This window comes from Streptomyces sp. NPDC002787, assembly GCF_053592095.1.
The window spans coordinates 74829-99583 of the sequence record NZ_JBSFVC010000026.1 but is presented as its reverse complement, the minus strand read 5'-3'; the positions used below and the strand labels follow the sequence as shown (position 1 = coordinate 99583).

Below are 24755 nucleotides of genomic sequence, written 5' to 3'. Positions count from 1 at the left end.
TGGCGGGGCACGGATACCGGCCGCGACCGGGGGCTGACCTCACCCGCCGCTGCGGCACCCGGCAGCCCCAACCGCTCGCCGAGCCCGGTCAACGCTCGGGCGGCGGGTACAGCCACAGCCGCAGCAGCCGGCTGAGCAACGGCATGACGCCATAGGTCAGCACCGGCAGCAGAACCACCGGGAAACCGCCGCACGCAACGGCAGCGGCCAGGTGCCCGTGCTGGGTGCCACCAGCCCCTGGATGAGCAGGGTGAACGGATAGGCGCCCAGAAACGTGGTGAGCACCATTTTCCAGCGGGGCGGGGCCTGGACGGTCGTACCGGGCAGGCTGAACCAGGTCTCCATCCCGGTCGTCGACTGGCGCTCGCTGCCGACCTCCGTGGCGACGCCGTGGATCCGCGCGTGCCATCGCGCGCGCTCCTCGGAGTCCAGCCAGGCGGTGAGGCGGCGCGCGTCGGACCAGCGCAGGACCGCGTGATAGCGGTGCCCGTCCTCAGGGTGCAACCAGGAAACGCCCTGATTGCCGGGGAACTGTCTGGCACAGCGGGTGATCTCGCGTGTCCATTCCTCGAACTCCTGCTCCCGGCCGGGCCGCACCTGCCACGTCAGGACCGTGGTGACCGGCTCGCCCTGCCTCGTCTGCGTGGCGCTCATCCCTCCCCAGTGCCACGCGTGGCCCGGTTCATGCTGCCGCCCGGCACGTCGGCGGCGCGCGGGGCGCCGGAGTCCGTGATGTCGCAGGGGCAGCCCGCCGGCCCGCCTGTCCGACCGGGGCGCGCGGCCGGCCGGGCGGGAAGCTGAACTACCCAGGGTGTCGGCTGGAGTTGCGCCACACCCAGGCCGCGATGCCGACGCGATTGCGTACGTCGAGTTTGCGCTGGATGTTGGCCACATGGGTTTTCGCGGTACCGGCGGTGATGAACAGCGCGGTGCCGATCTCCGCGTTGGTCCGGCCCTGGGCCACGAGTCCGGCGACCTCGGCCTCCCTGTCGGTCAGTGGTTCCGTCGGGCCCATGTGGTGGTCGTCGGCGCGCGGGGTGAGATGACGCAGCAGCCGTACGGTGACGGAGGGGCTGATGAGGACGTCGCCCACCATGGCGGCGCGGACCGCTTCGGTCAGCAGGGTTGGTCCGGAGCGCTTGAGCAGGAAGCCGCAGGCGCCGTTGGCGAGGGCCGTGTACACGTACTCGTCGAGGTCGAAGGTGGTGACGACGATGACCTTGGTCGGTTCCGCCACGTCGGGGCCGGCCAGCATGCGGGTGACCTCCAGGCCGTCCGGTCCGGGCATGCGGATGTCGGCGAGGACCACGTCGGGGCGGAGCCGACGGGCGGAGTCGATGGCGGTGGCGCCGTCGGCGGCCTCGCCCACGGTGTGCATGTCGGGCTGCGCGTCCAGGATCATCCGGAAGCCGATCCGGATGTCGGGCTGGTCGTCGGCCACCAGGACCCGGATCGGTGCCGAGGTCACCGTGTCCGCAGTGGCCATGGATCCTCCGGAGTCGTCGCCGATGTCGCTCGTGCGGGCATCCGCACCGAGGAGGACATCGGCAGGATGGCCGTGACCTGCCAGGTGCCCGGGGCGGTGGGCCCCGCTGTCAGAGTGCCGCCGAGTGCCTCCACGCGTTCGGCCAGGCCGATGAGGCCGAGGCCCCGGCGGCGGTGCGCACCGCCGCCGGGGTACGAGGGCACCGCCTCCGAACGGCCCGCCGGGGCACGGTCGTTGGCGACGACGACCACGAGGCGTGAGCCGGTGCCACCGTCCCCAGCCGGGTCGCCCGGGTCGTCGTCGCAACCGATGCTGATGTCGACATGGGCGGCCGTGGGGGCGTGCCGTCGGATGTTGGTCAGCGCCTCGGTCACCACCCGGTAGGCGGTGATGGCCGTCTCCCGGTCCGACGCCCCCGCAGCCCGGTGGTCGACGCTCAGGCGGGGGTTCGAGGGGCCGATGGCCGCGAAGTGACCGACCAGGGCGGGAAGGTCGGCCAGCGTGGGCGTTCGGGGCGGGACGGGGCCGGAGGCCGGTTCGTCGTCCGTGCCCCGCAGCATGTGCACCGTGCGGTCCATCGAGGCGAGGGCTCTCTGTCCCGCCTCCTCGATGCGTTTCAGCGCCGCACCCACCTCGGGCTGCCCGGCCAGCACCTGGGCGGCGGCCTGTGCCTGGACCACCATGCCGGTGACGTCATGGGCGACGAAGTCGTGCAGGTCCCGGGCGAGTTCGAGCCGCTGGGTGCGGCGGGCCGCCGCGACGGAGCGCACCCACGCCTCGTCCACCGAGCGCAGAAGCAGGCCCACGACGACGGAGACGCCGGCCCCCAGCGACCAGTACGCCGTCGTCAGAAGCATGTTGGGCAGCGACTCGGGCCACACGACCCGCACCATCAGCCCGGCCTCGGCCAGACAGATCACCGCGATGGCGACCGCGGCCCGGCCGAGCGCCGTCGCCCGCCTGGCCACCAGCACGGTCAGCACCAGCAACGCCCCGGCCTCGCCCACGCCCCATGCGGCGATGGGGATCGTGACGCCGCCGCCGGCGAGCAGCACCGGGGTCACCACGGCCGAGACCAGGGCGGCGAGTACGGCCAGAGGGGCTGTCCAGGACCGTGTGCGCTCGGGGAGCACGACGAGGACGACGACCACGGACACCGCGAGGACGGCGGGAAACGGCGCCAGCGGACCGGCGGTGACCACTCCCACGACGGCCAGCACGCCCACCCCGGCGGCCGCCGCCGCCCCGGACAACCACGGCCGCGGCCGCTCCCGCCCTCCACCGGACATGCCCCTCAACGTACCCCGGGCGGCACACGCGCCGCGATCTGCCGAACGGCAGAGGACGCCGGCGACCGGTTTCCGCCGTACGGCAGATGGCCCGCCCGGCCGACGCGCCACGACGCTGGTAGCCAGATCCGGACCGGCCCGCAGTCGGCCGCCAACCACCCCTCACCGATGGAGGACTGACATGACGTCACACCCGTTCGCGCCAGATCGACACCGCACCTCTCGGCGGACCGGTCGCCGCCGGCCCCTCGCCCTGGCTGTCGCGGTGGTGTTCGCCCTCGCCCCGACCGCGCACGCCGCCACCTCCACCGGACCCGTGGAACGCACCGGCCCCGCCACATCCGCCCTTCCGCAGCTCAAGCGACTCATCCAGCAGCAGGCCGACGCCTGGAACCGGGGAGACGGTACGGCCTTCGCCAACACCTACGCCGAGGACGCCGAGTTCATCACGTTCGACGGCACCCACCTGCGCGGCCGGCCGGAGATGGCCCGCAACTTCCAGATCTACTTCGACAACTACACGAAGGGGACCCGCCTGATCTTCACCAAGGTTCCCGTGACGCTGCGCTACCCGACGCCCCGCACCGCCGTCATGATCACCACCGGCTGTATCGCCAACCCCGGCGAGCCGGAGTGCCGTCCGGACAGCCACTCCATCCAGACGTACGTGGCCGCCCACCGGGAGCGCGGCTGGGAACTCGTCTCCTTCCAGAACACCCGGGTCCAGGGCCTCCTCCCGCCGCCACGGGCCTGACCAGTACCCGCGTCGGCCCACAGACCCCGTGATCGCTCTCATCCGCGCCCACCACGGCACGCCGACGGCGACGGACGAGCCCCCTGCTATGAGGGTTTCGCCCGCCGCCCGTAGGGAGGTGCTCCGGCAGGTCCAGCCGGGGGCGCGGCTCAGTCGTCGGTCTCCGCCTGGAGGGCGGTGGCGTCGAGTCCGGTGACCAGGCCGCGCAGGAGGGGACCGTACTCCGGGTGGGCGAGGGCGAACGCCATCTGGGCGACCAGGTAGTCGGCCGGGTTGCCGGTGTCGTACCAGCGGCCCTTGATGACCTGCCCGTACACCGCCCGGGTGGCGGCGTAGGCGTTGATGGCGTCGGTCAGATAGACCTCGCCGGTCCGGTGCTCGTACCAGCGGCGGGTCTGCTCGCGCAGCTCGTCGATGATGCCGGGGGTGATGACATAGCCGCCGATGGCCGCGTACGACGACGGGGCGGCGGCGGGCTCGGGCTTCTCGACCAGGCCGGTGATGCGCAGCTGGCCGTCGCCGAGGTCCTCCTTGACTATGGGCACGCCGTAGCGCTGGGACTCGGTGGGGTCCATCGGCAGGAGGGCCAGCACCGGGCAGCCGGTCTGCTCGTATGCGCGGATCAGCTGCTGGGCGCGGGGGACCTCGGCCACGAAGACGTCGTCGGGCCACAGCACCAGCACCGGCTCGTCGCCGAAGGCGCGGGCGGCGTTCAGCACCGGGGTGCCGTTGCCGTAGGGGCCGTACTGGTCCAGGTAGGTGATGTGCCCCCGGCGGGCCAGCTCGGCGACCTCCTCCACCGCGTCCGCGTAGGCCGTCTTGCCGTCCGCGCGGAGCTGTTCGACGAGGGCCGGGTTGGGGCGGAAGTGGTCCTGGATGAGGCTCTTGCCGCCCGAGACGACGATGGTGATGTCGGTGATGCCGGAGTCCACCAGCTCGCGCACGGTGTGCTCGATGACCGGCTTGTCGCCGACCGGGAGCATCTCCTTCGGTGTCGCCTTCGTCAGGGGCAGCAGACGGGAGCCGAGCCCGGCTGCGGGGATCACAGCCCTGCGGATCGTCGGTGACATCATGTCTCTCTTGGTCGGACGGCCAGGTCAGTGGAGCTCAGTCGATCCTGCCACGTAGGTCGCCCGTTCGGCCGCCCGGGCCGGTCGGGCGGGGAGCCGGCGCAGGGCGTCGGAGACGGCTTCGATCCGCTCGTCGAGGTCGCGATGTCCCGGCGCAGCTCCTCGACACGGTTCTCCAGCTCCGTGGCTTCGGCGGTCAGCGACGCGACCGTGGCCTTTTCGCTGTCCGCCCCACCGGATTCGGCAGTGGCGGTTCCTTGATTTGGCGCAGAATTCGGAAGGGTTATTTCCGTGTGCTGAGACATGGGAGAGCCGTTCCTTCGTGAGGGGAACTCGTATGGCGATGAAAGGAGATGAAAGGCGATGGAGGCGGTGAAGAAAGTGGTCCCCTGCCCGTCGGCAGGGGACCACCGGCATTTCCATCGTCGAGTTCGGCGCGCGCCTGCGCGACGGCCGTGGCCGACCGTGGCTGCGCCGTCAGGGACTCCGAGTATCACGGCGTCGGCGTGGCTCAGGTAGCGCGTGCCGTGCGTGAGGTCGAAGCCGTAGGCCCCGAAGACGGCGCCGTCGTGCACCAGCAACCGGGTGATGTAGACGCCGTCGAGCACGGGGATCTTCAGCTGCTCCGCGCGCCTGATGAGGGTGCGCTGGATCTCCGGGCCGGTGTAGTCGCCCGCGAAGGCGGTGCGCCGGAACGTGTGCGCGCCGAAGAACCGCTGGGAGATACGGCCGTCCTCCTCCCTGGCGAAGGCCATGCCGTAGCGTTCCAGGTCGTCGATGCCCCGGGCGGCACCCTGGGTGACGATCTCGGCCGTGCGAGGGCTGGCCAGCAGATAGCTCTCCTTGAGCGTGTCGGCCGCGTGCTGCTGCCGGCTGTCCTCCGGGTCCATCGTGGCCAGGGCGGCGTTGATTCGTTCGGCGGCCAGCGCCGTGTGCGCGTCCTCCTTGGGCCGCTTGCCCACCGCGAGGACGTCCGTGCCGGCCTCGGCCAGTTCGATCGCGGCCCGCAGCCCGGCACCTCCGGTGCCGATCACCAGCACCATGGTGGAAAGACGTCGTTCGTCGATAGGCACCGTTCACTCCGGCTACGGAGCCAGCGTGATAGTCGTCGGCGTTCCCTGCAGGCCATCTTCGCGTAGGGACACAGCGAATCGGCCTTCTCCAGGAGTGGCGCGGCGACCTCGGGATCGATGCCCGGCCACCGCACCACAAGGTCGATGCGCAACAAGTAGCCCCCGTCCTCCGGGTCCCGCCCGAAGGCCACCGTCGCCTCCACGGAGATGACGGAGGGATCGAGGGGGACCTGCCGGGCCACCAGGTGCCAAACGCCATGTCGTACGCACCTTCTTGCAGGGGGAAGCCCCGGGCTTCGGACAGCTGGTTGACCGACAAGGCCCCTCGGTTGGGACTGGTAGCCGGTGGTCAGCGGGCCGAGCCCCATCGAGACGGTCGGGAACTCCCACAGCCAGGGCAGACGCCGGGGGTGCGGGTAGGACGGCAGACAGACCGTGACCGTCGGCCTCGCGTCGGAAACCGTCCAGTTGCTCCTTGCGCAGCCGGCCCTCCAGGAACGCCCGCGCGTAGATGCCGGGCGAGGCGTGCCCCTGCAGATACAGCTGGTCCCCGGAGCCTCCCCCACTCCCGGCTCCGCTCGAGCGGAGGTGCCCCCACCGTCCTTGCCCTGGAAGAAGTGGTGGAACCCGACCTCGTAGAGCCAGGCCGCGGAAGCGTGGGTCGAGATGTGACCGCCCAGGCCCAGGCGCGCGTCCCGGGTCATGTCGGTGCAGAAACCCCAGCCGTTGATCTGGCTCGCGCGAATCTTCACCAGCTGCTGGACCGCGGCCGGAAGTGTCGAATCCGAAACCACCTTGCCGGCGGAGTTGATGTGCTTCAGCACCTTTCCCGCGAGCGGGTGACGAAGTAGTTGAGACGCGATTCCACGGTGTTCTCCTTGCCGGCCAGGAGTGGATCGAGCGCGGAGGCGGATGCCTGTGCGCCGAACCCCGCCGCGCATGCCGAGCCCGCCGCCTACGCGGAACCCGCCGCGCATGTCGAACAGGCCGGATATCTCGCGCACGTCGCGCACCCCGTCAGCGAGCCTTCCGTGTAGTCGATCTCGCGGCGCACGGTGGTGATCCGGGGTGTGTCGGGGGTGCTCGCTGGACCGGGTGGAGTGCCGGTCGCTTTGATGGGGAGGACGCGGTGGATCCGCGCCACCCATGACCGACGACCACGGGTCGACGGCACTCGACACGCGCCGGAGATGAGCTGCCATGGTGACCGACCGGTACGGCAACCGCCTGCACGAGTGCACCGCCGAAGGCGCGGCGCATCTGGACCGCGCCGTGGAGGGGCTGTTGTTCTTCCGGCCCGAGTTCCCCACCTCGGTCGCCGACGCCGTGGCCGCCTCCCCGGCCTCGCCGCTGGCCCAGGCGTTCGCGGCCTACCTCGGCGTGCTCGGCACCGAATCACGGGACGCCGACGAGGCGCGCCACCGGTTCACGCAGTTCAGCGCCGGGCTGCACCACTCGGCGCTGCCCCGGCGGGAGCGCATGCACATGGCGGCGGCCGAGGCCTGGCTCGCGGGCGATCTGGGACGGGCCGGACAGGTGCTGGAAGAGCTGGTCGTGGAGTGCCCCCGCGATCCGCTGGCCCTGGCCGTGGGCCATCAGCTCGACTTCTTCACCGGCGACGCGACCCGGCTGCGGGACCGGATCGGCGGAGCCCTGCCCGCGTGGCCGGCGGACGACCCCCATCGCGGGCCACTGATGGGCATGTACGCGTTCGGCCTGGAGGAGTCGGGGCACTACGGCCGGGCCCAGGAGGTGGCCCAGGCCGCCGTCGAACGGAACGCCCGTGACATCTGGGCCATCCACGCCGTCGTCCACGTGCACGAGATGCGGGGACGGTTCGCCGAGGGGATCGACTTCCTCGACGCGCGGCTCGACGACTGGGCGAGCGGCAGCCTGCTGACGGTGCACAGCTGGTGGCACTACGCCCTGTACGCGCTGGAGGCGGGCGACACCGGTACGGCCCTGCGGATCTACGACGCCGTGCTGCACCACAAGGACTCGACCGGGTTCGTCATGGAACTCCTCGACGCCGCCTCGCTGTTGTGGCGGTTCCTCCTGGCCGACCTGGACCAGGACGCCCGCTGGCAGACCCTCGCCGACGCGTGGGCCGCACGCGAGGACCCGCCGTTCTACGCCTTCAACGACGTGCACGCCGTCATGGCCTTCGCCGGAGCGGGGCGGCTGGAGACGGCGGACGAGTTCGTCGCCGACCGGCGGCGCTGGCTGCGGGAGGCCCGGGAGGGCGGGCGGCCGAACACCAACCGGGTGATGACCGGCGAGATCGGCCTGCCCGTGTGCGAGGCGCTGGTGGCGTACGCCCGCGGGGACCACCCGGCGGTGGTGGAGTTGCTGTGGCCGATCCGTCGCCGACTGCACACCTTCGGCGGCAGCCACGCCCAGCGGGACGCGATCCAGCGGACGCTCCTGGAGTCGGCCATCCGCGCCCGCCGCGACGACCTGGCCAGGCACCTGCTCGGCGAACGCACCGGCCTGAGCCCCCACAGCCCCTACAACTGGCTCGGCCAGGCCCGTCTCGCCGAGAGCCTGGGCGAAGCGGGCCGCGCCGCCGTCGCCCGCGCCACGGCCACCGAACTGGCGGCACCCGCGGCGGAGAGGCTGCGCCGCGACCCGCACCACACGCATCTCGGACGGCGGCCCTGAGCCCCGGACGGAACAACCCGCTTACGTCGCCTAGGACAGACAGCCGACGTGGGCCAGGGCCTGCTTCAGCAGGACTCCCTGGCCGCCCGGCATCTCGCTCTGGACGGAGGCCGACGCAGCCTCCTGCGGGCTGAACCACACCAGGTCGAGCGCGTCCTGCCGGGGCCGGCAGTCCCCGGACACCGGGACGATGTACGCGAGGGACACCGCGTGCTGACGCGGGTCGTGGAAGGGGGTGATGCCCTGCGTCGGGAAGTACTCGGCGACCGTGAAGGGCTGCAGGGAAGCCGGGACGCGGGGCAGCGCGACCGGGCCGAGGTCCTTCTCCAGGTGGCGCAGGAGCGCGTCGCGCACCCGCTCGTGGTGCATCACGCGGCCGGAGACCAGATTGCGGCTGACCGTTCCGTCCGGGCCGATGCGCAGCAGCAGGCCGATGCTCGTGACTTCGCCGCTGTCGTCGACGCGCACGGGCACGGCCTCGACGTACAGGATCGGCATCCGGGCGCGCGCCGATTCGAGTTCGTCGGACGGGAGCCAGCCAGGCGTGGTATCGGTCATGTCAGACATTGGCCGATCATACTTTCCACGTCACTCGGTGTGCGCGTCGCTCTGATCACACCTGCCCCGCCGACGCGGATCACATGCGTCCGTCCGTGATCGGCCGACGCGGATCACATGCCGACGTCCGTGATCATTCGTGGGCGGCCCACATACCGCGGACATGACCGAGGTGGCGGGTCATCACCGCGCGTACGGCGGCCTCGTCGCGGTCGAGGAGGGCGTCCAGGAGTTCCAGGTGCTCCTGGGCCGAGGACAGCAGCCGACCGGACTCGGCGAGCGCGGTCAGCCCGTAGAGCCGGGCTCGTTTACGCAGGTCGCCGACCACCTCGACGAGGTGCGCGTTGCCCGCGAGGGCGAGCAGACCGAGATGGAAGCGGGTGTCGGCCTCGACGTACGCGATGAGGTCACCGGCGGCCGCGGCGGCGACGATCTCCCGGGCGGCCGGTCGCAGCGCCTCCAGGGAGACCGGGTCGGCGGTCCGGGCCAGCCCGACGGTGGTCGGGATCTCGATGAGCGAGCGGACGTGGGTGTACTCGTCGAGCTGCTTCTCGGTGACCGCGGTGACCCTGAACCCCTTGTTGGGCACGGTGTCGACCAGGCCCTCCTTGGCCAGGTCCAGCATGGCCTCGCGCACCGGCGTCGCGGAGACACCGAAGCGGGCGGCGAGCGCGGGCGCGGAGTACACCTCGCCCGGCCGCAGCTCCCCGGCGATCAGCGCGGCCCGCAGAGCGTCGGCGACCCGCTCGCGGTAGCTGCTCTTCTTGCCGCCCAGCGTGGGCAGGGCGGGGGCGGACGAGGCCATGGGACTCTCCAGACAACGAACTGAAGGATGAACTAGAGGACGAATCCGGACGGGAACGGGTCGGACGGATCGAGCAGATACTGGGCCGTGCCGGTGATCCAGGCGCGGCCGGTGAAGCTGGGCAGCACGGCCGGGACACCGGCCACCTCGGTCTCGCCGAGCAGCCTCCCGGTGAAGTGCGTGCCGATGAAGGACTCGTTCACGAACTCGGTGTGCAGCGGGAGTTCGCCCCGCGCGTGCAGTTGGGCCATGCGCGCGCTGGTGCCCGTACCGCAGGGCGAGCGGTCGAACCAGCCGGGGTGGATGGCCATCGCGTGCCGCGAGTGCCGGGCGGTGGCGCCGGGGGCGTAGAGGTGGACGTGGTGGACGCCGTGGATCGACGGGTCCTCCGGGTGGACGGGCTCCCCTTCGGCGTTGATGGCGTCCATCAGGGCGAGGCCCGCCTTGAGGATGTCGTCCTTGCGGTCGCGGTCGAAGGGCAGCCCGAACTGCTCCAGCGGCAGGATGGCGTAGAAGTTGCCGCCGTACGCGAGGTCATATGTCACCGTCCGCCCGTCGGCGAGTGCGATTTCGCGGTCGAGGCCGACCGAGAACGACGGCACGTTCCGCAGGGTGACCGCCTTCGCCGCGCCGTCCTCCACCGCCACCTCGGCCACGACGAGACCTGCCGGGGTGTCGAGGCGGACCGTGGTGACCGGCTCGACGACCTCGACCATGCCGGTCTCCACGAGCACGGTCGCGACGCCGATGGTGCCGTGGCCGCACATGGGCAGATAGCCGGACACCTCGATGTAGACGACCCCGTAGTCGCAGTCGGGGCGGGTCGGCGGCTGGAGGATCGCGCCACTCATCGCCGCGTGGCCGCGCGGCTCGTTCATCAGCAACTGCTTGACGTCGTCGCGGTGTTCACGGAACCACAGCCGGCGCTCGTTCATGGTCGCGCCGGGAATCGTGCCGATCCCGCCGGTGATCACCCGGGTGGGCATGCCCTCGGTGTGCGAGTCGACGGCGTGCAGGACGAGTTTGCTGCGCATGACCGGTCTCCCTTCCCGCGCGGCCTACGCGAGCCCGGCCGCGACGGCCTTCTCGGTGGCCGCACGGATCACGGCCTCCTGCTCCGGCAACAGCTCCACCCGAGGCGGACGGCAGCGCCCGCCGTGCCGACCCACGATGTCCATCGACAACTTGATGGCCTGCACGAACTCGACCTTGGAGTCCCAGCGCAGCAGGGGATGCAGCTGCTCGTACAGTTCCTTGGCCGTCGCGAGGTCGCCGTCCACCGCCGCGTGGTACAGCTCCACCGTGGCGGCGGGCAGCGCGTTCGGATAGCCCGCCACCCAGCCCTTCGCGCCCGCCAGCGCCAGCTCCAGCAGCACGTCGTCGGCGCCGATCAACAGGTCCAGTTCCGGGGCGAGTTCGGCCAGCTGGTACGCCCGGCGGACGTCCCCCGAGAACTCCTTCACGGCCCGGATGTACCCCTCGCCGTGCAGCCTGGCGAGCAGTTCGGGGACGAGGTCGACCTTGGTGTCGATCGGGTTGTTGTACGCCACGACCGGGACGCCGGCCTTCGCGACCTCGGCGTAGTGCGCGAGCACGGACCGCTCGTCGGCGCGGTACGCGTTCGGCGGCAGCAGCATCACCGAGGCGCAGCCCGCGTCCCGTGCCTGCTCGGCCCAGCGGCGGGACTCGGCGGACCCGTACGCCGCGACCCCCGGCATCACCCGCGCGCCACCGATAGCGGCCACGGCCGTCTCGACGACCTTGACGCGCTCCTCGGGCGTCAGCACCTGGTACTCGCCGAGCGAGCCGTTCGGTACGACGCCGTCACAGCCGTTCTCGACGAGCCAGGCGCAGTGCTCGGCGTACTTGTCGTAGTCGACGGAGAGATCGTCGCGGAGGGGGAGCGCGGTGGCGACGAGGACGCCGCGCCAGGGGTGGTTCTCGGTGGTGGTCGTGGTGGCCGGGGTGGTCATGGCGGGTTCCCTCTCAATGGGGTGTGACATATTACTGCGATCGGTGGGGCGGCAGGCCGGCTTCCGGTCGGGGGTCACCCCGGCGCTGACCCTTCGGCGTCCTCGGTCTCTCCCGCTCGGGCCAGCACGCCGAGCGGCACGGGCCGGGCGAACGGTCGCCGGGTCGCCGTCTCCGCGCACCCGGCGAGTCCAGCGACCGCCGGTCCGCACATCCGGCCCTGGCACCAGCCCATCCCGGCGCGGGTGAGCAGTTTCACCGTCCGGACCTCCCCGGCGCCCAGTTCGCCGACGGCCTCGCGGACCGCCCCGGCGGTGACCTCCTCGCACCGGCAGACGACCGTGCCGTCCGTGACCTGCTCGGTCCAGTGCGCCGGCGGTACGAACACGGCGTCGAGCGCATCGAAGAACTCCCGCAGATGTCCACGGGACTTGGCGGCCCCCGCCCACTCGTCCGGGTCCGGTTCGCGGCCGAGCAGCCGGGCGGCGGCCGACCGGCCCGCGATGTGCCCCTCGGCGAGGGAGAGGGCCGCGCCGCCGATGCCGGTGGTCTCGCCCGCCGCCCACACGCCCGGCACGTCGGTGCGCTGCTCGTCGTCGACCCACACGCGCATGCCGTCGGGGCCGACACGGCAGCCGAGCGCCTCGGCGAGGTCGGTGTGCGGGAGCATGCCGTGCCCGACGGCGAGCGTGTCGCAGGGGATGCGCCGCCCGGTAGCGGGCCGTACCCGCCCCTCGGCGTCGAGCGCGGCGACGGTCACGGCCTCCAGCCGGTCGCCGCCGTGCGCCTCGACGACGGTGTGGCGTACGAGGGTCCGCACGTGGCGGCGCAGCAACTCCACGGCGTACCCGGCCCCTTCGGCGAGTTTGTCCGCCCGGCCCAGCAACGGCCCGGCCCGCCGTGCCAAGGCCTTCGGGTCGGCGGACTCCACCAACGCGGCCACCGTGACCCCCGCCGCCGCGAGGCCGGTCGCCACCGGGAGCAGCAGGGGGCCGGTCCCGGCGACGACCGCCGTACGGCCGGACACCACGAGCCCGCCCTTCAGCATGGCCTGTGCGCCCCCGGCGGTGACCACGCCCGGCAGGGTCCAGCCGGGGAAGGGCAGCACCTTCTCGTAGCCGCCGGTCGCCAGCAGGACGGCGTCCGCACGTACCTCGACGGGCTTCTCCTGCTCGGGGCCGAGCAGCGCGTGCACGGTGAAGCGACGGGGGCCCGTCGGCCGCCGCTCGACGGACCACACGTGGTGGTCCGGGAGATGGGTGACGCGCCCGGCGGTGATCTGCCGTGCGAGGCCGTCGCGCAGCCGCCGCCAGGTCCGCCACTGGTGGTGCAGGGCCTCGGGGCGCCGCGCGCCGAGCCCGGCCGCGGGCTGCCGGTAGAACTGCCCGCCGGCCGCCTCCCCGGAGTCGACCACCGTCACCCGCACGCCCTGGCCGGCCGCCGCCAGCGCCGCGGCGAGACCGGCGGGACCGGCTCCGATGACCGCGAGGTGGGGGAGGACGGGGCGGGCCGGCCCGCGTTGAGGAACGTCGACGCCGACGCCGACACCGACGCCGACGCTTTCCGCGCGGCTGGGGTTCGGCGGGCCACCGGCGTTTGTCGTGTTGCCGGGGTGCGGTGTGCCTGAGCTGGCCGGGGCGCTGGGGTTCGCCGTGCCCCCTGCGTCGGCCGTACCGCTCGGGTTCGCCGGGTCGCCAACGGCCGCTGTTTCGCCTGTGTCCGCCGCGCCACCCGGGGGCGCCACGTCGCTCGGGGTGGCCACGCTGCCTGCGCTCACCGCGCCGCTGTCGCTCGCCGCGTCGCCGGGAGGTGCCACGCCGCCGGGGTTCACGGTGCCGCCTGTGCCCGTCGCGCTGCCTGTGTCCGCCGTGCCACCGGGGCCCGCCGTACCGCTGTGGCCCGCCTCATCGCTCGTGCCTGCCGTCCATGCCCGGGGGTCAGTGTTCATGGCCCGTCCCCTCCTGGGTGCGGCCCGTCCCCTCCTGGGTGCGGATCGTGTCTCCCGGTCGGACCGGCAGCAGGCAAGCCCGTTGGTTGGGGCGGTCGTTGACGGTGATCAGGCAGTCGAAGCAGACTCCGATGCCGCAGAAGATCCCACGTGGCCGGCCCTCGCCCCGGGTGGTGCGCCAGGACGTGACCCCGGCGGCCCAGAGCGCGCCCGCGACCGTCTGACCGGGCAGCGCGTCGATCTCACGGCCGTCGAACGTGACGGTGAAGGCGGGCCCCGGTGCCGCCTCCGCCAGTTCCAGCGGGTTCATGTCGCGTCCCCCTCGTGCTCGTCTTCGTCCTCGTCGAACCGGTCCGGGCGGAACGGCGTGAGGTCCAGATCAGGTGTCCTGCCCCTGAGTACCTGGGCGATCAGCTGCCCGGTGCCGGTGGCGAGCCCGATCCCGGCGCCCTCGTGGCCGCAGGCGTGGAACAGCCCCGGCACCCGGGGGTCCGGCCCGATCGCCGGCAGATGGTCGGGCATGTACGGCCGGAAACCGACGTACGTCCGCATCGCGCGCACCCGCCCCAGGAACGGGAACAACCGCGTCGCGCCCGCCGCGAGCGCCCGTACGACGGGCAGTGAGAACGACCGGTCGAAGCCCACGCGCTCCCGGCTCGCACCGATCAGCACCGGCCCGGCGGCCGTGCCCTCGACGACCGGGGAGGTCTGGAGCGCCGCCGAGTCGCTGGCCACGTCGGCCACGTAGTCGGCGGCGTACACCTTGTGCCGCACCATGGGCGGCAGCGGTTCGGTGACGAGGACGAAACCGCGCCGGGGGAGGACGGGGAGGGCGACCCCGGCGAGCGCGGCCAGTTCGCCGCCCCAGGTCCCGGCGGCGTTCACGACCGCCGGTGCGTGGACGTCGCCCCGGTCGGTCCGCACTCCGCGTACGGCACCGCCCGGCGTGCGCAGCACCTCGGTCACGGTCCGGCCGGTGAACAACCGGGCGCCGGAGGCCCGTACGAGATGGGCGGCGGCGAGGGTGGGCATGACCTGGGCGTCCTGCGGGTAGCACACGCCGCCCGCGAGCCCGGGCGCCAAGTGCGGTTCCAGGTCCGGTAGTTGCCGCGCGGACACCGGCACCGCCTCGACGCCGGCGGCGCGCTGCCCGGCGGCGAACACCTCCAGCGCGGCGAGTCCTTCCGGCGCGGAGGCGACGACGACCCCGCCCTTCGGTTCGTACTCGAACGCCTTGCCCAGGCCCGGTTCGGCGGCCAGCTCCGACCACAAGCGGTTGGAGAGCAGGGCGAGTTCGAGCTCGGGCCCTGGCTCCTTGTCGGAGACCAGGAGGTTGCCCTCGCCGGCGCCGGTGGTGCCGCCGGCCACCGGCCCGCGGTCGACCACGGCGACGCTCAGACCCGCCCGGGCCGCGTACAGGGCGCAGGCCGCACCCACCATTCCCGCTCCGACAACCACGACGTCGCAGGTCAGTCGCTCGGTCACGCCAGTACTATGTCACATGGCCCTAGGTCGTGGAACAGCCCCGCAGGGAGTCCGGGGGAGTCCGGGGGAGCAGCGGGCTACTCTGCAGACTCCACCACCTCCCCACCACCCTCCTTCCCGAGGACGGCGCGATGTCACACGACAGGCCCTGCTGCACTCCCGGCCGGGAGCCGCTGGCCGGGCCGCTCGCTGTGCCGTTGGGCGAGTCCCCGGCCGAGTCCTCGGCCGAAGTCGAGTCCCCGGCCGAAGTCGAGCCCCCGGCGGCGCGGGGCGCCGACCGGTTGCGCGCGCTGCCCGGCGGGGTGTTCCTGATGGGCACCGAGGACGAGGCCGGTTACCCGAGCGACGGCGAAGGGCCCGTCCGCGAGGTCGAGCTGAGTCCGTTCCGTATCGCCGCGACGACCGTCACCAACGAACAGTTCGCGACCTTCGTGGACGCGACCGGCTATGTGACCGAGTCCGAACACTTCGACTTCTCCTTCGTCTTCGAGGGGTTCCTCCCGGTCGACCTGCGCGCCGTCTCCCCGCGCGTGCCCGGCACCCCGTGGTGGCGCGGGGTGCGAGGCGCCACCTGGCGGCAGCCGGAGGGGCCCGGGTCCTCCGCCGACGCGATCCTCGACCACCCGGTGGTGCACGTCTCCTGGAACGACGCGCAGGCCTACTGCGCCTGGTCGGGCACCCGGCTCCCCACCGAGGCCGAGTGGGAGTACGCGGCCCGTGGTGGCCTGGAGCGGAAGCGCTACCCCTGGGGCGACGAACTCGCCCCCGACGGCCGCCCCACCTGCAACATCTGGCGCGGCACCTTCCCCACCGACAACACCGCCGCCGACGGCTACCACTCGACGGCCCCGGCCGACGCCTTCGAGCCCAACGGCTTCGGCCTGTACAACACGGTCGGCAACGTGTGGGAGTGGTGCGCCGACCGGTTCAGTCCCGACTTCCACGTCACCGGGCCCCGCACCGACCCGACGGGACCGCCGGACGGCCCGGCCCGGGTGATGCGCGGCGGCTCCCACCTGTGCCACGCCTCCTACTGCAACCGCTACCGCGTGGCCGCCCGCTCCTCCAACACACCTGACAGCGCCGCCGGGAACATCGGCTTCCGGGTCGCGGCGGCGTGAACCGCGGGCTGCTCGGCCACCGCGGGCCGCGCCGCCGGGGAGGGTGCGGGCCTTGGGGCCGTGGTGCTCGGGCGCCCGGGGCACATCGGTGGACCCTCGCGGTCAGACGGCCGACTTCGACCGCCGGACCGCCCTGACCCGGCGGTCGAACTCGCGGTTGAGCAGAGGCATGAGCACACCGCCGAAGCGGGCCGGCGCCCGGGTGCCCATGTCCGGGCAGATCGTGAAACGCCGCTGGTCGAAGCCCCTGACGATCGCCGACGCGACCTTCTCCGCGTGAGCGGCTTGATCGTGCCGCCGACGACGCGGGTCTCCTCCGGCTTCCACCGGTTCTCCTCCACGAGCTGCGGAGTGTCCACGTCCGGCGGGAACACGACTCCGACGTGCACCCCGCGCGGGGTGAGCTCGGCCCGCACCGACTCCATCAGCCCGCCTACGGCGAACTTGGCCGGCCCGTACGCGCTGTAACCGAAGATGCCGAGCAGCCCGGCGGCGGACGACACCGCCACGACACTGCCGCGTCCGCGCTCCACCATGCCGGGGGCGACGGCCCGCACGGCGTACAGCGTGCCGAAGTAGTCGACCTCGATCATCTGGCGGAAGACGTCGTCGGGCAGGTCGAGGACTCCCCGGACGTCAGAGCCCGAGCCCCTGCACCATCTCGTCGACGACGACCCGGCACCGGGGCAACGGGCGCCGTCCCGCTCGTGCGGGTGCCGGGTCGCCGGCCGCTCGGGCCGCCCGGTCGGCCGGCGCGGCCACCGGGATCTCCCGCAGCCACTGCTGGACGACCCGCACCGGGAGGCCGTTGCGGCGAGCGGCGTCGCCTGCCGTGAGCCTGCCGGAGAGGATGTCCGCGAGGAGGCGGATCCGCTCGGTCGGGGAAATCTCCGAGGCTTTCAAGAGCCGGTCCTTTCCGTGAGGCGTTCACCGATGTCGCAGTTGAGCCGTCGGAACAAGGTCGTCGTCTCGGTCCCGGATGACCGTGCGCCGTGAGCAGCTTCGAACCGTGCGAGAGAGCGGTCCTTACCGTTTCGTTGACCGCGGCCATCAGGGAGATGAAGAACCGCGACCGCCACCCCTCCTGACCTCCGCCCGCCGGTTCGCCTGGTCACCCTCTCGGCCGAGTACCGGGGTTGCCCCTGAGCAGTCCTCCATGCGACCCGCATATGACGCGCAATACGACCCGCATACGACCCGCATACGACCCGCATACGTCGAACCGCCGAAGCCCCACGTCGGCAACTCGAACGCCCCACCCCGCATGCCTCCACCCCCCGACCCCCCGAAACTGGCCCCATGCCAGGACAGCCCGGCCGCATCGAGGACTACGCCCTCATCGGCGACCTCCTCACCGCCGCCCTCGTCGGCAAGGACGGCAGCGTCGACTGGCTCTGCCTCCCCCGCTTCGACTCACCCGCCTGCTTCGCCGCCCTCCTCGGCGACGAGGACAACGGCCGCTGGCGCATCGCCCCGGCCGAGGAGGACGGTCCGTACGCCCGCCGCCGCTACCGGGACGACACGCTGGTCCTGGAGACGGAGTGGGAGACGGCCCAAGGGCAGGTCCTGGTCACCGACTTCATGCCCTGCCGCAAGGGCTCCCCCTGCGTCGTACGCATCGTCGAAGGCCTCTCCGGCACCGTCGACATGCGCATGGACCTGCGGCTGCGCTTCGACTACGGCCGGGTGCTGCCCTGGATGCGGCGCCGGGACGGGCAGCTGACGGGCATCGCGGGACCCGAGTCGGTGTGGCTGCGCACCCCCGTGCGGCCGGTCGCCCACGGCACCGCCCACACCGCCGTCTTCCCGGTCACGGCGGGCGAACGCATCCCCTTCGTGCTGACCTGGCACCCCTCCCACCTGCCCGCACCGGAACAGGTGGACGCGTTCGAGGCGCTGCGCACCACGGAGGCGTACTGGCGGCGCTGGCTGCGCAGGCTGACGTACGACGGGCCGTACCGCGACGCCGTCGCCCGCTCCCTGATCACCCTCAAGGCGCTGACGTACCAGCCGACCGGCGGCATCGTCGCCGCCCCGACGACCTCGCTCCCCGAGGAGATCGGCGGAGTGCGGAACTGGGACTACCGCTTCTGCTGGCTGCGGGACGCGGGCATGACCCTGGAGGCACTGCTGCGCAGCGGGTTCACCGCCGAGGCCGACGCCTGGCGAAGCTGGCTGGAGCGGGCGGTGGCGGGGCGGCCCGAGGACGTACAGATCATGTATGGCATCGCGGGGGAGCGGCGGCTCACCGAGTGGGAGGCCGACTGGCTGCCGGGCTACGAGGGTTCGCGTCCGGTGCGGATCGGCAACGCCGCCGCCGGCCAGCGGCAGCTCGACGTGCCCGGCGAGGTGATGGACGCCGTCCATCTGGCCATCGGCTGCGGACTGCGCCCGCGCCGGCACCTGGTCTCGCTGCAGGCGGTCTTCCTCGAACACCTGGAGCGGGTGTGGGTCGAGCCCGACCAGGGGCTGTGGGAGATGCGCGGCGCCCCACGCCACTACACGCACTCCAAGGTGATGTGCTGGGTCGCCTTCGACCGGGCGGTCCGGCTGGCCGAGGCGCACGCCCGTCCCGGGCCGGTGGAGAGGTGGCGCGCGGTCCGCGACCGTATCCACCGCGAGGTCTGCGAGAAGGCCTTCGATCCACGACGGGGCACCTTCACCCAGTCGTACGGCTCCCGTGAACTCGACGCCGCGCTGTTGCAGATCCCGCAGACAGGGTTCCTGCCGCCGGACGACCCGCGGGTGATCGGCACCATCGAGGCCGTGCGGCGCGAACTGCTCACCGACGGGCTCGTGGCCCGTTACTCGGCGGGTACCGCCGACTCCCCGGACGGCCTCCCCGGCGGCGAGGGAGCCTTCCTCGCCTGCTCCTTCTGGCTCGCGGACGCCCTGCGTGCGATCGGCCGCGAGGACGAGGCCCGCGCCCTGTACGAGCGGCTGCTGGAACTGCGCAACGACGTCGGACTGCTCGCCGAGGAGTACGACCCCCGCACCCGCCGCCAACTGGGCAACTTCCCGCAGGCGTTCACGCACGTCCCCCTCGTCCGGGTCGCCTACGAGCTCGACCGCCACGCCTTCGACGCCCGCCGCGGCGACCCGGGGGCGCTGCCCGGGACACTCCGCGAGTGACCGCGGCTCCCCGGTGTCCTCACTCCGTGGACACCCCCTTGACGCGGACCGGACCTCGATCGACACTCACGAGAGATATTTCCTAGTGAACAGGTAGGGAACGATGGGGCGCCTGGAGCCGGTGGTCACGCGTGTGCCGCGCACACGCCGGCGTGCCGCCGGGCGACGCCTGGGACGGGCGGGGCAGCGCCTCCTGCTCACCTCCCGCCGTCACATCGACCTGCTGCGCGTCTGCAGCGCCGGAAGTCCCCTGAGCTGAGCCGTCGGCGTGGCGCGCCGCCGCGTGCCCGCACCTCTGCGCCCTCACGTCACCACGCGGCCGCGTCAGCGCGCAGCCGCGTCACCGCGCACCAGTACCCCCGGGGAGACACATGTCCGCCATGCCCGTCCACGCCCTCCGCGCCGTCCCGTCGCCGCGGCCCCTCCCCGCCTTCCGGGGCCGGATCGGCTGCGACGCGCGCAGCGGCCACTACGCCGTGCCGCGCCGCTACCGGCTCCATCTGTCGCTGTCCTGTCCGGGCGCCCTGCGCATCGCCGTCGTCCACAGCCTCCTCGGCCTGGCGGACATCTGCCCCGTGACGCTCCTGCCCGCCGTGCCCGACGGCCCCGGCGGTGAGCACTCCGCGCTCCGCCCGCTGTACGAGGCGAGCGCGCACCGCTACTCCGGAGCGGCCGTGGCACCGGTCCTCAGCGACGACTGGTCCGGACGCATCGTCAGCACCCACGCCCCCGACATCACGCGCGACCTCGCCCGGCGCTTCGGCGGTGGCCGCCCCGAGCTGTATCCGGAGGGCAAGGAGGCCGAGATCGAGGGCGTCGCACGCCTCTGTGAACAGGGCATCGACGGCACCGCGCAACGCGCCGGACGCGCCGACGCCGACGACTCCGAGCGCCGTGACGCACTCGGCTCGCTGCTGCGCACCCTGCGCTCACTGGACACCCGGCTCGCCGGGCAGGAGTACGTCCTCGGCGACGAACTCACCGCCGGCGACGTCGAGTTGTGGGTCGCCCTGGTACGGCTCGACACCGTGCACCGCTGGCACCTGGACGCCTCCGCCGTGCACCATCTCGCCGACCACCCGCACCTGTGGGCGTACGCCCGCCGCCTGGCCGCCCACCCCGCCTTCGGCCCTCACCTCGACCTCGACGGCATCGCCCGCCGCCATCACGCCCACTGCCAGGGCCTGGAGGCGGCGGGCGCGGCCGTGCAGATCCTGGACTGGGCCGCCCACGTCCCCGACAGGGCCGTATCGGCGGACGAGCAGACGGCCCAGGCGCGGGACTGACCAGGAGCCCGGCATCCTCCCTCGGAACGCCCTCTCCGGCGCAGACGGCACCCGTCCCCTCCGCCCGGCCCGCTCGTCGGCGCGTGAGCGCTCGTAGCCGGACTCCGGGGCACCACTTGACAGCCCCTCCGCGCGGTCGTTCACTCCGGAGGATGGGGGTGGTCGTCGTGGCGATCCGCGCATTGGGGCCCAACGCCGTCGACTGGGCAGAGCGCGGGGATCCGCACCGGTCGCGCGGGGAGCGCCCGGCCCGCCCGCGCACCACACCGCACGGCTCCTCCCTCGCAGCCGTCCTCACCTTCGACTTCGCCGACACCCTGGAGAAGCAGGCCGTCCCATCCTCGGCCGAGTCACGAGGACGGTCCGGGACCTCGGCGCATACTGACTGACCGTCAGCTTCACGCAGACCCCCCCGGGAGGAACGGCGATGACCAAACGGATGCTCCTGCGCTCGGGCCATGTCGTCTCGATGGATCCGGCCATCGGCGACCTGCCCGAGGGCGACGTCCTCATCGAGGACGGCACGATCACGGCGGTCGAGCGCACGATCGACGCGGACGTGGACGCCGAGGTGCTCGACATGGCCGGCCGCATCGTCATGCCCGGCTTCGTCGACACCCACCGCCACACCTGGGAGGCGTCCCTCCGCGGCTGCGCCCCCGACGCCACCCTCGACGACTACTTCGTCGACGTCCTCGACACCTACGCGCCCGTCTACACCCCCGAGGACGTGTACGCGGCCAACCTCGCCGGCACGCTGGAGTGCCTCAACGCGGGCATCACCACCCTGGTCGACTGGTCCCACATCAACAACACCCCCGAGCACCCGGATGCCGCGATCCAGGCGCTGGCGGAGACAGGCATCCGCGCCCAGTACGCCTACGGCAGCGCCAACACCTCCCTCGCCGACTACTGGTTCGACAGCAAGATCGCGGTACCTGGCGACGACGTACGCCGGATCCGCGACCGGCACTTCGCCTCCGACGACGGCCTGCTGACCATGGCCCTGGCCACGCGCGGACCCGGCTTCTGTACGAACGAGGTGGTCACCCGGGAGTGGGGACTCGCCCGGGAGCTAGGCATCCCCCTCACCGTGCATGTCGCCATGGGCCGCCTGGCCGGTCGCTTCGGCATGGTCAGGCAGCTGCACGAGCTGGGCCTGCTCGGCCCCGACACGACGTACGTCCACTGCTGCTACCTCAGCGAGGACGAGTGGCGGATGGTGGCCGACAGCGGCGGCACGGTGTCCATCGCCGCCCAGGTGGAGACCCAGATGGGGCACGGCTGGCCGCCCGTGATGCAGGCCATCGAGCACGGGCTGCGGCCGTCCCTGAGCGTCGACGTCGTCACCACCGTGCCCGGCGACATGTTCACCCAGATCCGGGCGGCCTTCGGCGCCGAACGGGCCAGGGTCAACGCCGACTGCTGGCAGGCCAACCTGCCCGTTCCGTCAAGCATGTTGACGGCGCGTCAGATGCTGGGGATCGCCACGCTCAACGGAGCCCATGTGGCCGGCGTCGAGGACCGTACCGGCTCGCTCACCCCAGGGAAGCGGGCCGACATCGTCGCCCTCGACGCTACGGCCCTCAACATGGCGCCCGTGCACGACGTGGCCGCCGCCGTGACCCTGAGCGCGGACGTCTCCAACGTCGACACCGTCATCGTCGACGGCGAGATCCGCAAGCGCGACGGCCGGCTCCTCGCCGACACCGGCCGGGCCCGTCGTCTGGTGGAGGAGTCCAGGGACCGGCTCGTCGCGGCTGTCGAGGCGAGGAGCCGGGACACATGACGTGAGGACCCCGCCTACGACGCCCTCAACGGATCGTGGCCCAGCGTCATCAGCTGATGCCGGCGGTGCGTACCGTCCGCATCAGCGTGCTCCGGGTCCTGCCGCTCGGTGACCGTGTCGACGACCTTGTACATGATCCGCACGTCGTCGTCCGTGAGGTCCGTGCGCCGTTTCTGCAGGATCGCCAGGACGTGCTGCCCGGTGGGCGAGCCCTGGTGCTCCGGCAGCGGCTCCGTCTCCTCACCGGCGTACCTGGTCTTCAGCCAGGCCGCCAGCTCCTGCGAGGTCATGTTCACCACGCGGTGGAACTCGTCCCAGAGCGCGTCGAGTTCGAGGGCGTCGGTCGTCATCGGGTGCCTCTTCCCATACGGGGTCTTCGTGCGGGCCGCGCGGACGTGCCGTCAGTCCTCGCGCGGCCAGTTCTCGGCCTCGAACATCCAACGCTGCTTCTCCAGCTCGTAGGTGAGCGAGATCAGCAGGTCCTGCGTGACCTTGTCGGCCTCCTCCGTGGCGTCGATACGCTCACGCAGCCGCCCGATCGCCGTCTCCAGCGCCTCCACCAGCAGCCGTACGACGTCGTCGTCCCGCAGCCAGCCGTCCTTCGGCCCCTGCAGGGCGAACCGCGTCGCCACCGTCTCGGGCCGTCCGTCCGGGGCGACCCCGAGCGCCGCCGCGCGTTCCGCGACCTGATCGGCGTACGACCGTGCCGTGGACACCACCTCGTCGAGCTGGAGGTGGATCGAACGGAACCTCGGGCCCACGATGTTCCAGTGGGCCTGCTTCCCGATCAGCGAGAGCCCGAGCAGGTCCACCAGGCTCTCCTGCAGTGCGTCGCCCGCGACCCGGCGGGCGGGCTCGGGCAGTGTGCTCCTCACCATCGTCATATTGTGTTACTCCTCATCGTTTCGTACCGGCGAACACCGCGTGCCGGGCGGCGTCGGCGCTCCCCGCCCTGCGGAGCAGGTCGGTGCGTTCCTCCTCGCCCATGCCGCCCCACACGCCGGCCGTCTGCCCGTTGCCGAGCGCCCAGTTCAGGCACTCGCGGCGCACCGGGCAGCGGGCGCAGACGCGCTTGGCGGCGACGACGTCGTCGAGCGCCGGTCCTGTGGTGCCCACGGGGAAGAACAGTTCGGGGTCCTCTCCCACGCAGGCCGCTCTCCGCAACCACTCCATGCGGGGCCGGGTGCCCAGGACGGATGGGGGAAAACGCGGCATCCGGGCGTGCGTGGAACCGACCCTTCCGGAGCCGCGACGCGCGGGCGGCCAACACGGGTAGGAAGGACGCCGCGTGCGGCCAACAGGGGGTACGACGGACGCCGCGTGCGGGCCAACAGGGGTACGACGGCCGCGTGCGGCGGGTTGGGGCCCGGCGGCCTCAGCGTCCCAGCACGTCGTCCACGAACTCCTTGACATCCGCGAGCACTTCGCCCTTGTTCGTCTCGTTGAACACCTCGTGCCGGGCGCCCGGATAGATGCGCTCGGCCCAGTCGGTGCCGCGCAACTCCTCGACCCCCGTACGGCTGCCGGGCAACGGCACGATCCCGTCGTCGTCGCCGTGCAGCCACAGCAGCGGAAGCGGGCCGACGGACCCGCTCTTCGAGACCGTCTCCAGGGTGCGGTGGAACGCCTCCAGAGTCGGCCGCTTGAACGGGCCGTGCCACACCAGCGGATCGCTCGCGTACGTGGCACCGACCGCCATGTCCCGCGAGAGCAGCTTCGGGTCGAGCGGGACGTCGGGCACCTCCGGCGGTGCGAGCAGCACCCGCAGCGGCTCCCAGATACCGATCACCGGGCCCGACAGCACGACCGCGGTGAGCCCGGCGCCGTACCGCTGGGCGTACCGCGCGGCGATCAGACCACCCATGGAGTGGCCGATCAGCACCACCGGCAGACCCGGACAGGCGGCCCGGGCCGCCGTCTCCACGGTGCGCACATCGGTGACGACGTCCTCGAAGTCCTCGATCAGCACCCGTTCGCCCGCCGACCTGCCGTGCCCCATGTGATCGGGACCGAACACCGCCGCGCCGTGCTCGACCAGGGCGTCCGCCACGTGTTCGTACCGGCCGATGTGTTCCCCGTAGCCGTGCACCAGGAGCACCACGTACCGCGCCCCCTCGCACGGCCACTCCCGTGCGGTGACACCACCCCGCGTACCGGCGAAGCTGTGCTCGCGGGAGTCGGCCATGTCTCCTCCAACTACGTCGGCGAAGGTACCCGGGCGATCTTGCCAGCCCGCCGTACGTTGGTCCATGGGCCGACCGGAGTCCAAGCCGAACCGGACAGCGGTGAGGCCGCGGCGGGGTCGACTGGCGAGACGGTTCTGTCGC

The 24755-nt window shown here is 72.4% G+C and carries 25 protein-coding genes and 3 pseudogenes; 9 read left to right on the top strand and 19 right to left on the bottom strand.

Annotated features, from left to right (window positions below; all coding sequences use genetic code 11):
* Nucleotides 1–156: 156 nt before the first annotated feature.
* The 3 genes from ACWD26_RS31990 to ACWD26_RS31980 form a co-directional block, all read right to left on the bottom strand.
* Nucleotides 157–654: an antibiotic biosynthesis monooxygenase gene (locus ACWD26_RS31990; protein ID WP_451275440.1), complete on the bottom strand. Its 498-nt coding sequence runs from the start codon at nucleotides 652–654 to the stop codon at nucleotides 157–159.
* A gap of 148 nt (nucleotides 655–802) precedes the next feature.
* Nucleotides 803–1486: a response regulator gene (locus ACWD26_RS31985; protein ID WP_451275439.1), complete on the bottom strand. Its 684-nt coding sequence runs from the start codon at nucleotides 1484–1486 to the stop codon at nucleotides 803–805.
* Nucleotides 1465–2775 (bottom strand): sensor histidine kinase, encoded by a 1311-nt coding sequence (locus ACWD26_RS31980; RefSeq protein ID WP_451275438.1) that lies wholly within the window; start codon nucleotides 2773–2775, stop codon nucleotides 1465–1467. The genes ACWD26_RS31985 and ACWD26_RS31980 overlap by 22 nt, the downstream gene beginning before the upstream one ends.
* A 181-nt stretch (nucleotides 2776–2956) precedes the next feature.
* Between ACWD26_RS31980 and ACWD26_RS31975 the strand changes: the two genes are divergently transcribed.
* Nucleotides 2957–3529, top strand: coding sequence for an SgcJ/EcaC family oxidoreductase (locus tag ACWD26_RS31975; protein WP_451275437.1), 573 nt, complete (start codon nucleotides 2957–2959; stop codon nucleotides 3527–3529).
* A 149-nt stretch (nucleotides 3530–3678) separates the two neighbouring features.
* Here the strand turns inward: ACWD26_RS31975 and ACWD26_RS31970 are convergent, their stop codons facing one another.
* From ACWD26_RS31970 to ACWD26_RS31960, 3 genes and pseudogenes are all read right to left on the bottom strand, one after another.
* Complete coding sequence (locus ACWD26_RS31970) at nucleotides 3679–4599, bottom strand: UTP--glucose-1-phosphate uridylyltransferase (RefSeq protein WP_451275496.1); 921 nt, start codon at nucleotides 4597–4599, stop codon at nucleotides 3679–3681.
* A gap of 431 nt (nucleotides 4600–5030) precedes the next feature.
* Nucleotides 5031–5642 (bottom strand): annotated as a pseudogene (locus tag ACWD26_RS31965) (FAD-binding protein); the annotation flags it as partial.
* A gap of 359 nt (nucleotides 5643–6001) precedes the next feature.
* Nucleotides 6002–6430 (bottom strand): annotated as a pseudogene (locus ACWD26_RS31960) (pyruvate dehydrogenase (acetyl-transferring), homodimeric type); the annotation flags it as partial.
* A 120-nt stretch (nucleotides 6431–6550) separates the two neighbouring features.
* Here ACWD26_RS31960 and ACWD26_RS31955 point away from each other — a divergent pair.
* Both ACWD26_RS31955 and ACWD26_RS31950 read left to right on the top strand, forming a co-directional pair.
* Entirely contained in the window at nucleotides 6551–6709 is a 159-nt protein-coding gene (locus ACWD26_RS31955; RefSeq protein ID WP_451275502.1) for a hypothetical protein, read from the top strand.
* 163 nt (nucleotides 6710–6872) lie between these two features.
* Entirely contained in the window at nucleotides 6873–8333 is a 1461-nt protein-coding gene (locus ACWD26_RS31950) for a tetratricopeptide repeat protein (RefSeq protein ID WP_451275436.1), read from the top strand.
* 30 nt (nucleotides 8334–8363) lie between these two features.
* On the opposite strand, the gene ACWD26_RS31945 is transcribed toward ACWD26_RS31950, so the two are convergent.
* From ACWD26_RS31945 to ACWD26_RS31915, 7 genes are all read right to left on the bottom strand, one after another.
* Nucleotides 8364–8891, bottom strand: a complete 528-nt coding sequence (locus ACWD26_RS31945) for an NUDIX hydrolase family protein (protein ID WP_451275495.1) — start codon at nucleotides 8889–8891, stop codon at nucleotides 8364–8366.
* Between the two features lie 133 nt (nucleotides 8892–9024).
* Nucleotides 9025–9696 carry a GntR family transcriptional regulator gene (locus ACWD26_RS31940; RefSeq protein ID WP_451275435.1) on the bottom strand — a complete coding sequence of 224 codons (672 nt, stop codon included), beginning with the start codon at nucleotides 9694–9696 and terminating at the stop codon, nucleotides 9025–9027.
* 32 nt (nucleotides 9697–9728) lie between these two features.
* Nucleotides 9729–10730, bottom strand: coding sequence for a proline racemase family protein (locus tag ACWD26_RS31935; protein ID WP_451275434.1), 1002 nt, complete (start codon nucleotides 10728–10730; stop codon nucleotides 9729–9731).
* Nucleotides 10731–10754: 24 nt separating this feature from the next.
* Nucleotides 10755–11669, bottom strand: coding sequence for a dihydrodipicolinate synthase family protein (locus ACWD26_RS31930; protein ID WP_451275433.1), 915 nt, complete (start codon nucleotides 11667–11669; stop codon nucleotides 10755–10757).
* 74 nt (nucleotides 11670–11743) lie between these two features.
* Nucleotides 11744–13147 carry an FAD/NAD(P)-dependent oxidoreductase gene (locus ACWD26_RS31925; protein WP_451275494.1) on the bottom strand — a complete coding sequence of 468 codons (1404 nt, stop codon included), beginning with the start codon at nucleotides 13145–13147 and terminating at the stop codon, nucleotides 11744–11746.
* Between the two features lie 457 nt (nucleotides 13148–13604).
* The gene (locus ACWD26_RS31920; RefSeq protein ID WP_451275432.1) at nucleotides 13605–13925 is read right to left on the bottom strand and encodes a (2Fe-2S)-binding protein; all 321 of its coding nucleotides are present in this window, start codon (nucleotides 13923–13925) and stop codon (nucleotides 13605–13607) included.
* Nucleotides 13922–15100: an NAD(P)/FAD-dependent oxidoreductase gene (locus ACWD26_RS31915; protein ID WP_451275431.1), complete on the bottom strand. Its 1179-nt coding sequence runs from the start codon at nucleotides 15098–15100 to the stop codon at nucleotides 13922–13924. The genes ACWD26_RS31920 and ACWD26_RS31915 overlap by 4 nt, the downstream gene beginning before the upstream one ends.
* Before the next feature lie 131 nt (nucleotides 15101–15231).
* Between ACWD26_RS31915 and ACWD26_RS31910 the strand changes: the two genes are divergently transcribed.
* Both ACWD26_RS31910 and ACWD26_RS31905 read left to right on the top strand, forming a co-directional pair.
* Nucleotides 15232–16221, top strand: coding sequence for a formylglycine-generating enzyme family protein (locus ACWD26_RS31910; RefSeq protein ID WP_451275430.1), 990 nt, complete (start codon nucleotides 15232–15234; stop codon nucleotides 16219–16221).
* Between the two features lie 276 nt (nucleotides 16222–16497).
* On the top strand, nucleotides 16498–16689 hold the full coding sequence (locus ACWD26_RS31905; protein ID WP_451275501.1) for a hypothetical protein: 192 nt from the start codon (nucleotides 16498–16500) through the stop codon (nucleotides 16687–16689).
* On the opposite strand, the pseudogene ACWD26_RS31900 reads toward ACWD26_RS31905, so the two are convergent.
* Both ACWD26_RS31900 and ACWD26_RS31895 read right to left on the bottom strand, forming a co-directional pair.
* Nucleotides 16605–16814, bottom strand: a pseudogene (locus ACWD26_RS31900) (SDR family NAD(P)-dependent oxidoreductase); the annotation flags it as partial. The gene ACWD26_RS31905 and the pseudogene ACWD26_RS31900 sit on opposite strands and share 85 nt — an antisense overlap.
* Before the next feature lie 43 nt (nucleotides 16815–16857).
* Nucleotides 16858–17124: a hypothetical protein gene (locus tag ACWD26_RS31895; RefSeq protein WP_451275429.1), complete on the bottom strand. Its 267-nt coding sequence runs from the start codon at nucleotides 17122–17124 to the stop codon at nucleotides 16858–16860.
* A gap of 396 nt (nucleotides 17125–17520) precedes the next feature.
* Here ACWD26_RS31895 and ACWD26_RS31890 point away from each other — a divergent pair, with 396 nt between their 5' ends.
* From ACWD26_RS31890 to ACWD26_RS31875, 4 genes are all read left to right on the top strand, one after another.
* Nucleotides 17521–19353, top strand: a complete 1833-nt coding sequence (locus ACWD26_RS31890; protein ID WP_451275428.1) for a glycoside hydrolase family 15 protein — start codon at nucleotides 17521–17523, stop codon at nucleotides 19351–19353.
* A gap of 371 nt (nucleotides 19354–19724) precedes the next feature.
* Complete coding sequence (locus ACWD26_RS31885) at nucleotides 19725–20639, top strand: glutathione S-transferase C-terminal domain-containing protein (protein WP_451275427.1); 915 nt, start codon at nucleotides 19725–19727, stop codon at nucleotides 20637–20639.
* 152 nt (nucleotides 20640–20791) lie between these two features.
* Entirely contained in the window at nucleotides 20792–21028 is a 237-nt protein-coding gene (locus tag ACWD26_RS31880) for a hypothetical protein (RefSeq protein WP_451275426.1), read from the top strand.
* A gap of 38 nt (nucleotides 21029–21066) precedes the next feature.
* Nucleotides 21067–22428 carry an amidohydrolase family protein gene (locus ACWD26_RS31875; protein WP_451275425.1) on the top strand — a complete coding sequence of 454 codons (1362 nt, stop codon included), beginning with the start codon at nucleotides 21067–21069 and terminating at the stop codon, nucleotides 22426–22428.
* Nucleotides 22429–22442: 14 nt separating this feature from the next.
* On the opposite strand, the gene ACWD26_RS31870 is transcribed toward ACWD26_RS31875, so the two are convergent.
* From ACWD26_RS31870 to ACWD26_RS31855, 4 genes are all read right to left on the bottom strand, one after another.
* Nucleotides 22443–22778 carry a DUF3140 domain-containing protein gene (locus ACWD26_RS31870; RefSeq protein ID WP_451275424.1) on the bottom strand — a complete coding sequence of 112 codons (336 nt, stop codon included), beginning with the start codon at nucleotides 22776–22778 and terminating at the stop codon, nucleotides 22443–22445.
* A 51-nt stretch (nucleotides 22779–22829) separates the two neighbouring features.
* A complete protein-coding gene (locus ACWD26_RS31865) occupies nucleotides 22830–23312 on the bottom strand; it encodes a Dps family protein (protein WP_451275423.1) in 483 nt (160 codons plus the stop codon).
* A gap of 13 nt (nucleotides 23313–23325) precedes the next feature.
* The gene (locus ACWD26_RS31860; RefSeq protein ID WP_451275422.1) at nucleotides 23326–23601 is read right to left on the bottom strand and encodes a WhiB family transcriptional regulator; all 276 of its coding nucleotides are present in this window, start codon (nucleotides 23599–23601) and stop codon (nucleotides 23326–23328) included.
* 202 nt (nucleotides 23602–23803) lie between these two features.
* Nucleotides 23804–24613, bottom strand: coding sequence for an alpha/beta hydrolase (locus ACWD26_RS31855; protein ID WP_451275421.1), 810 nt, complete (start codon nucleotides 24611–24613; stop codon nucleotides 23804–23806).
* Nucleotides 24614–24755 lie beyond the last annotated feature (142 nt).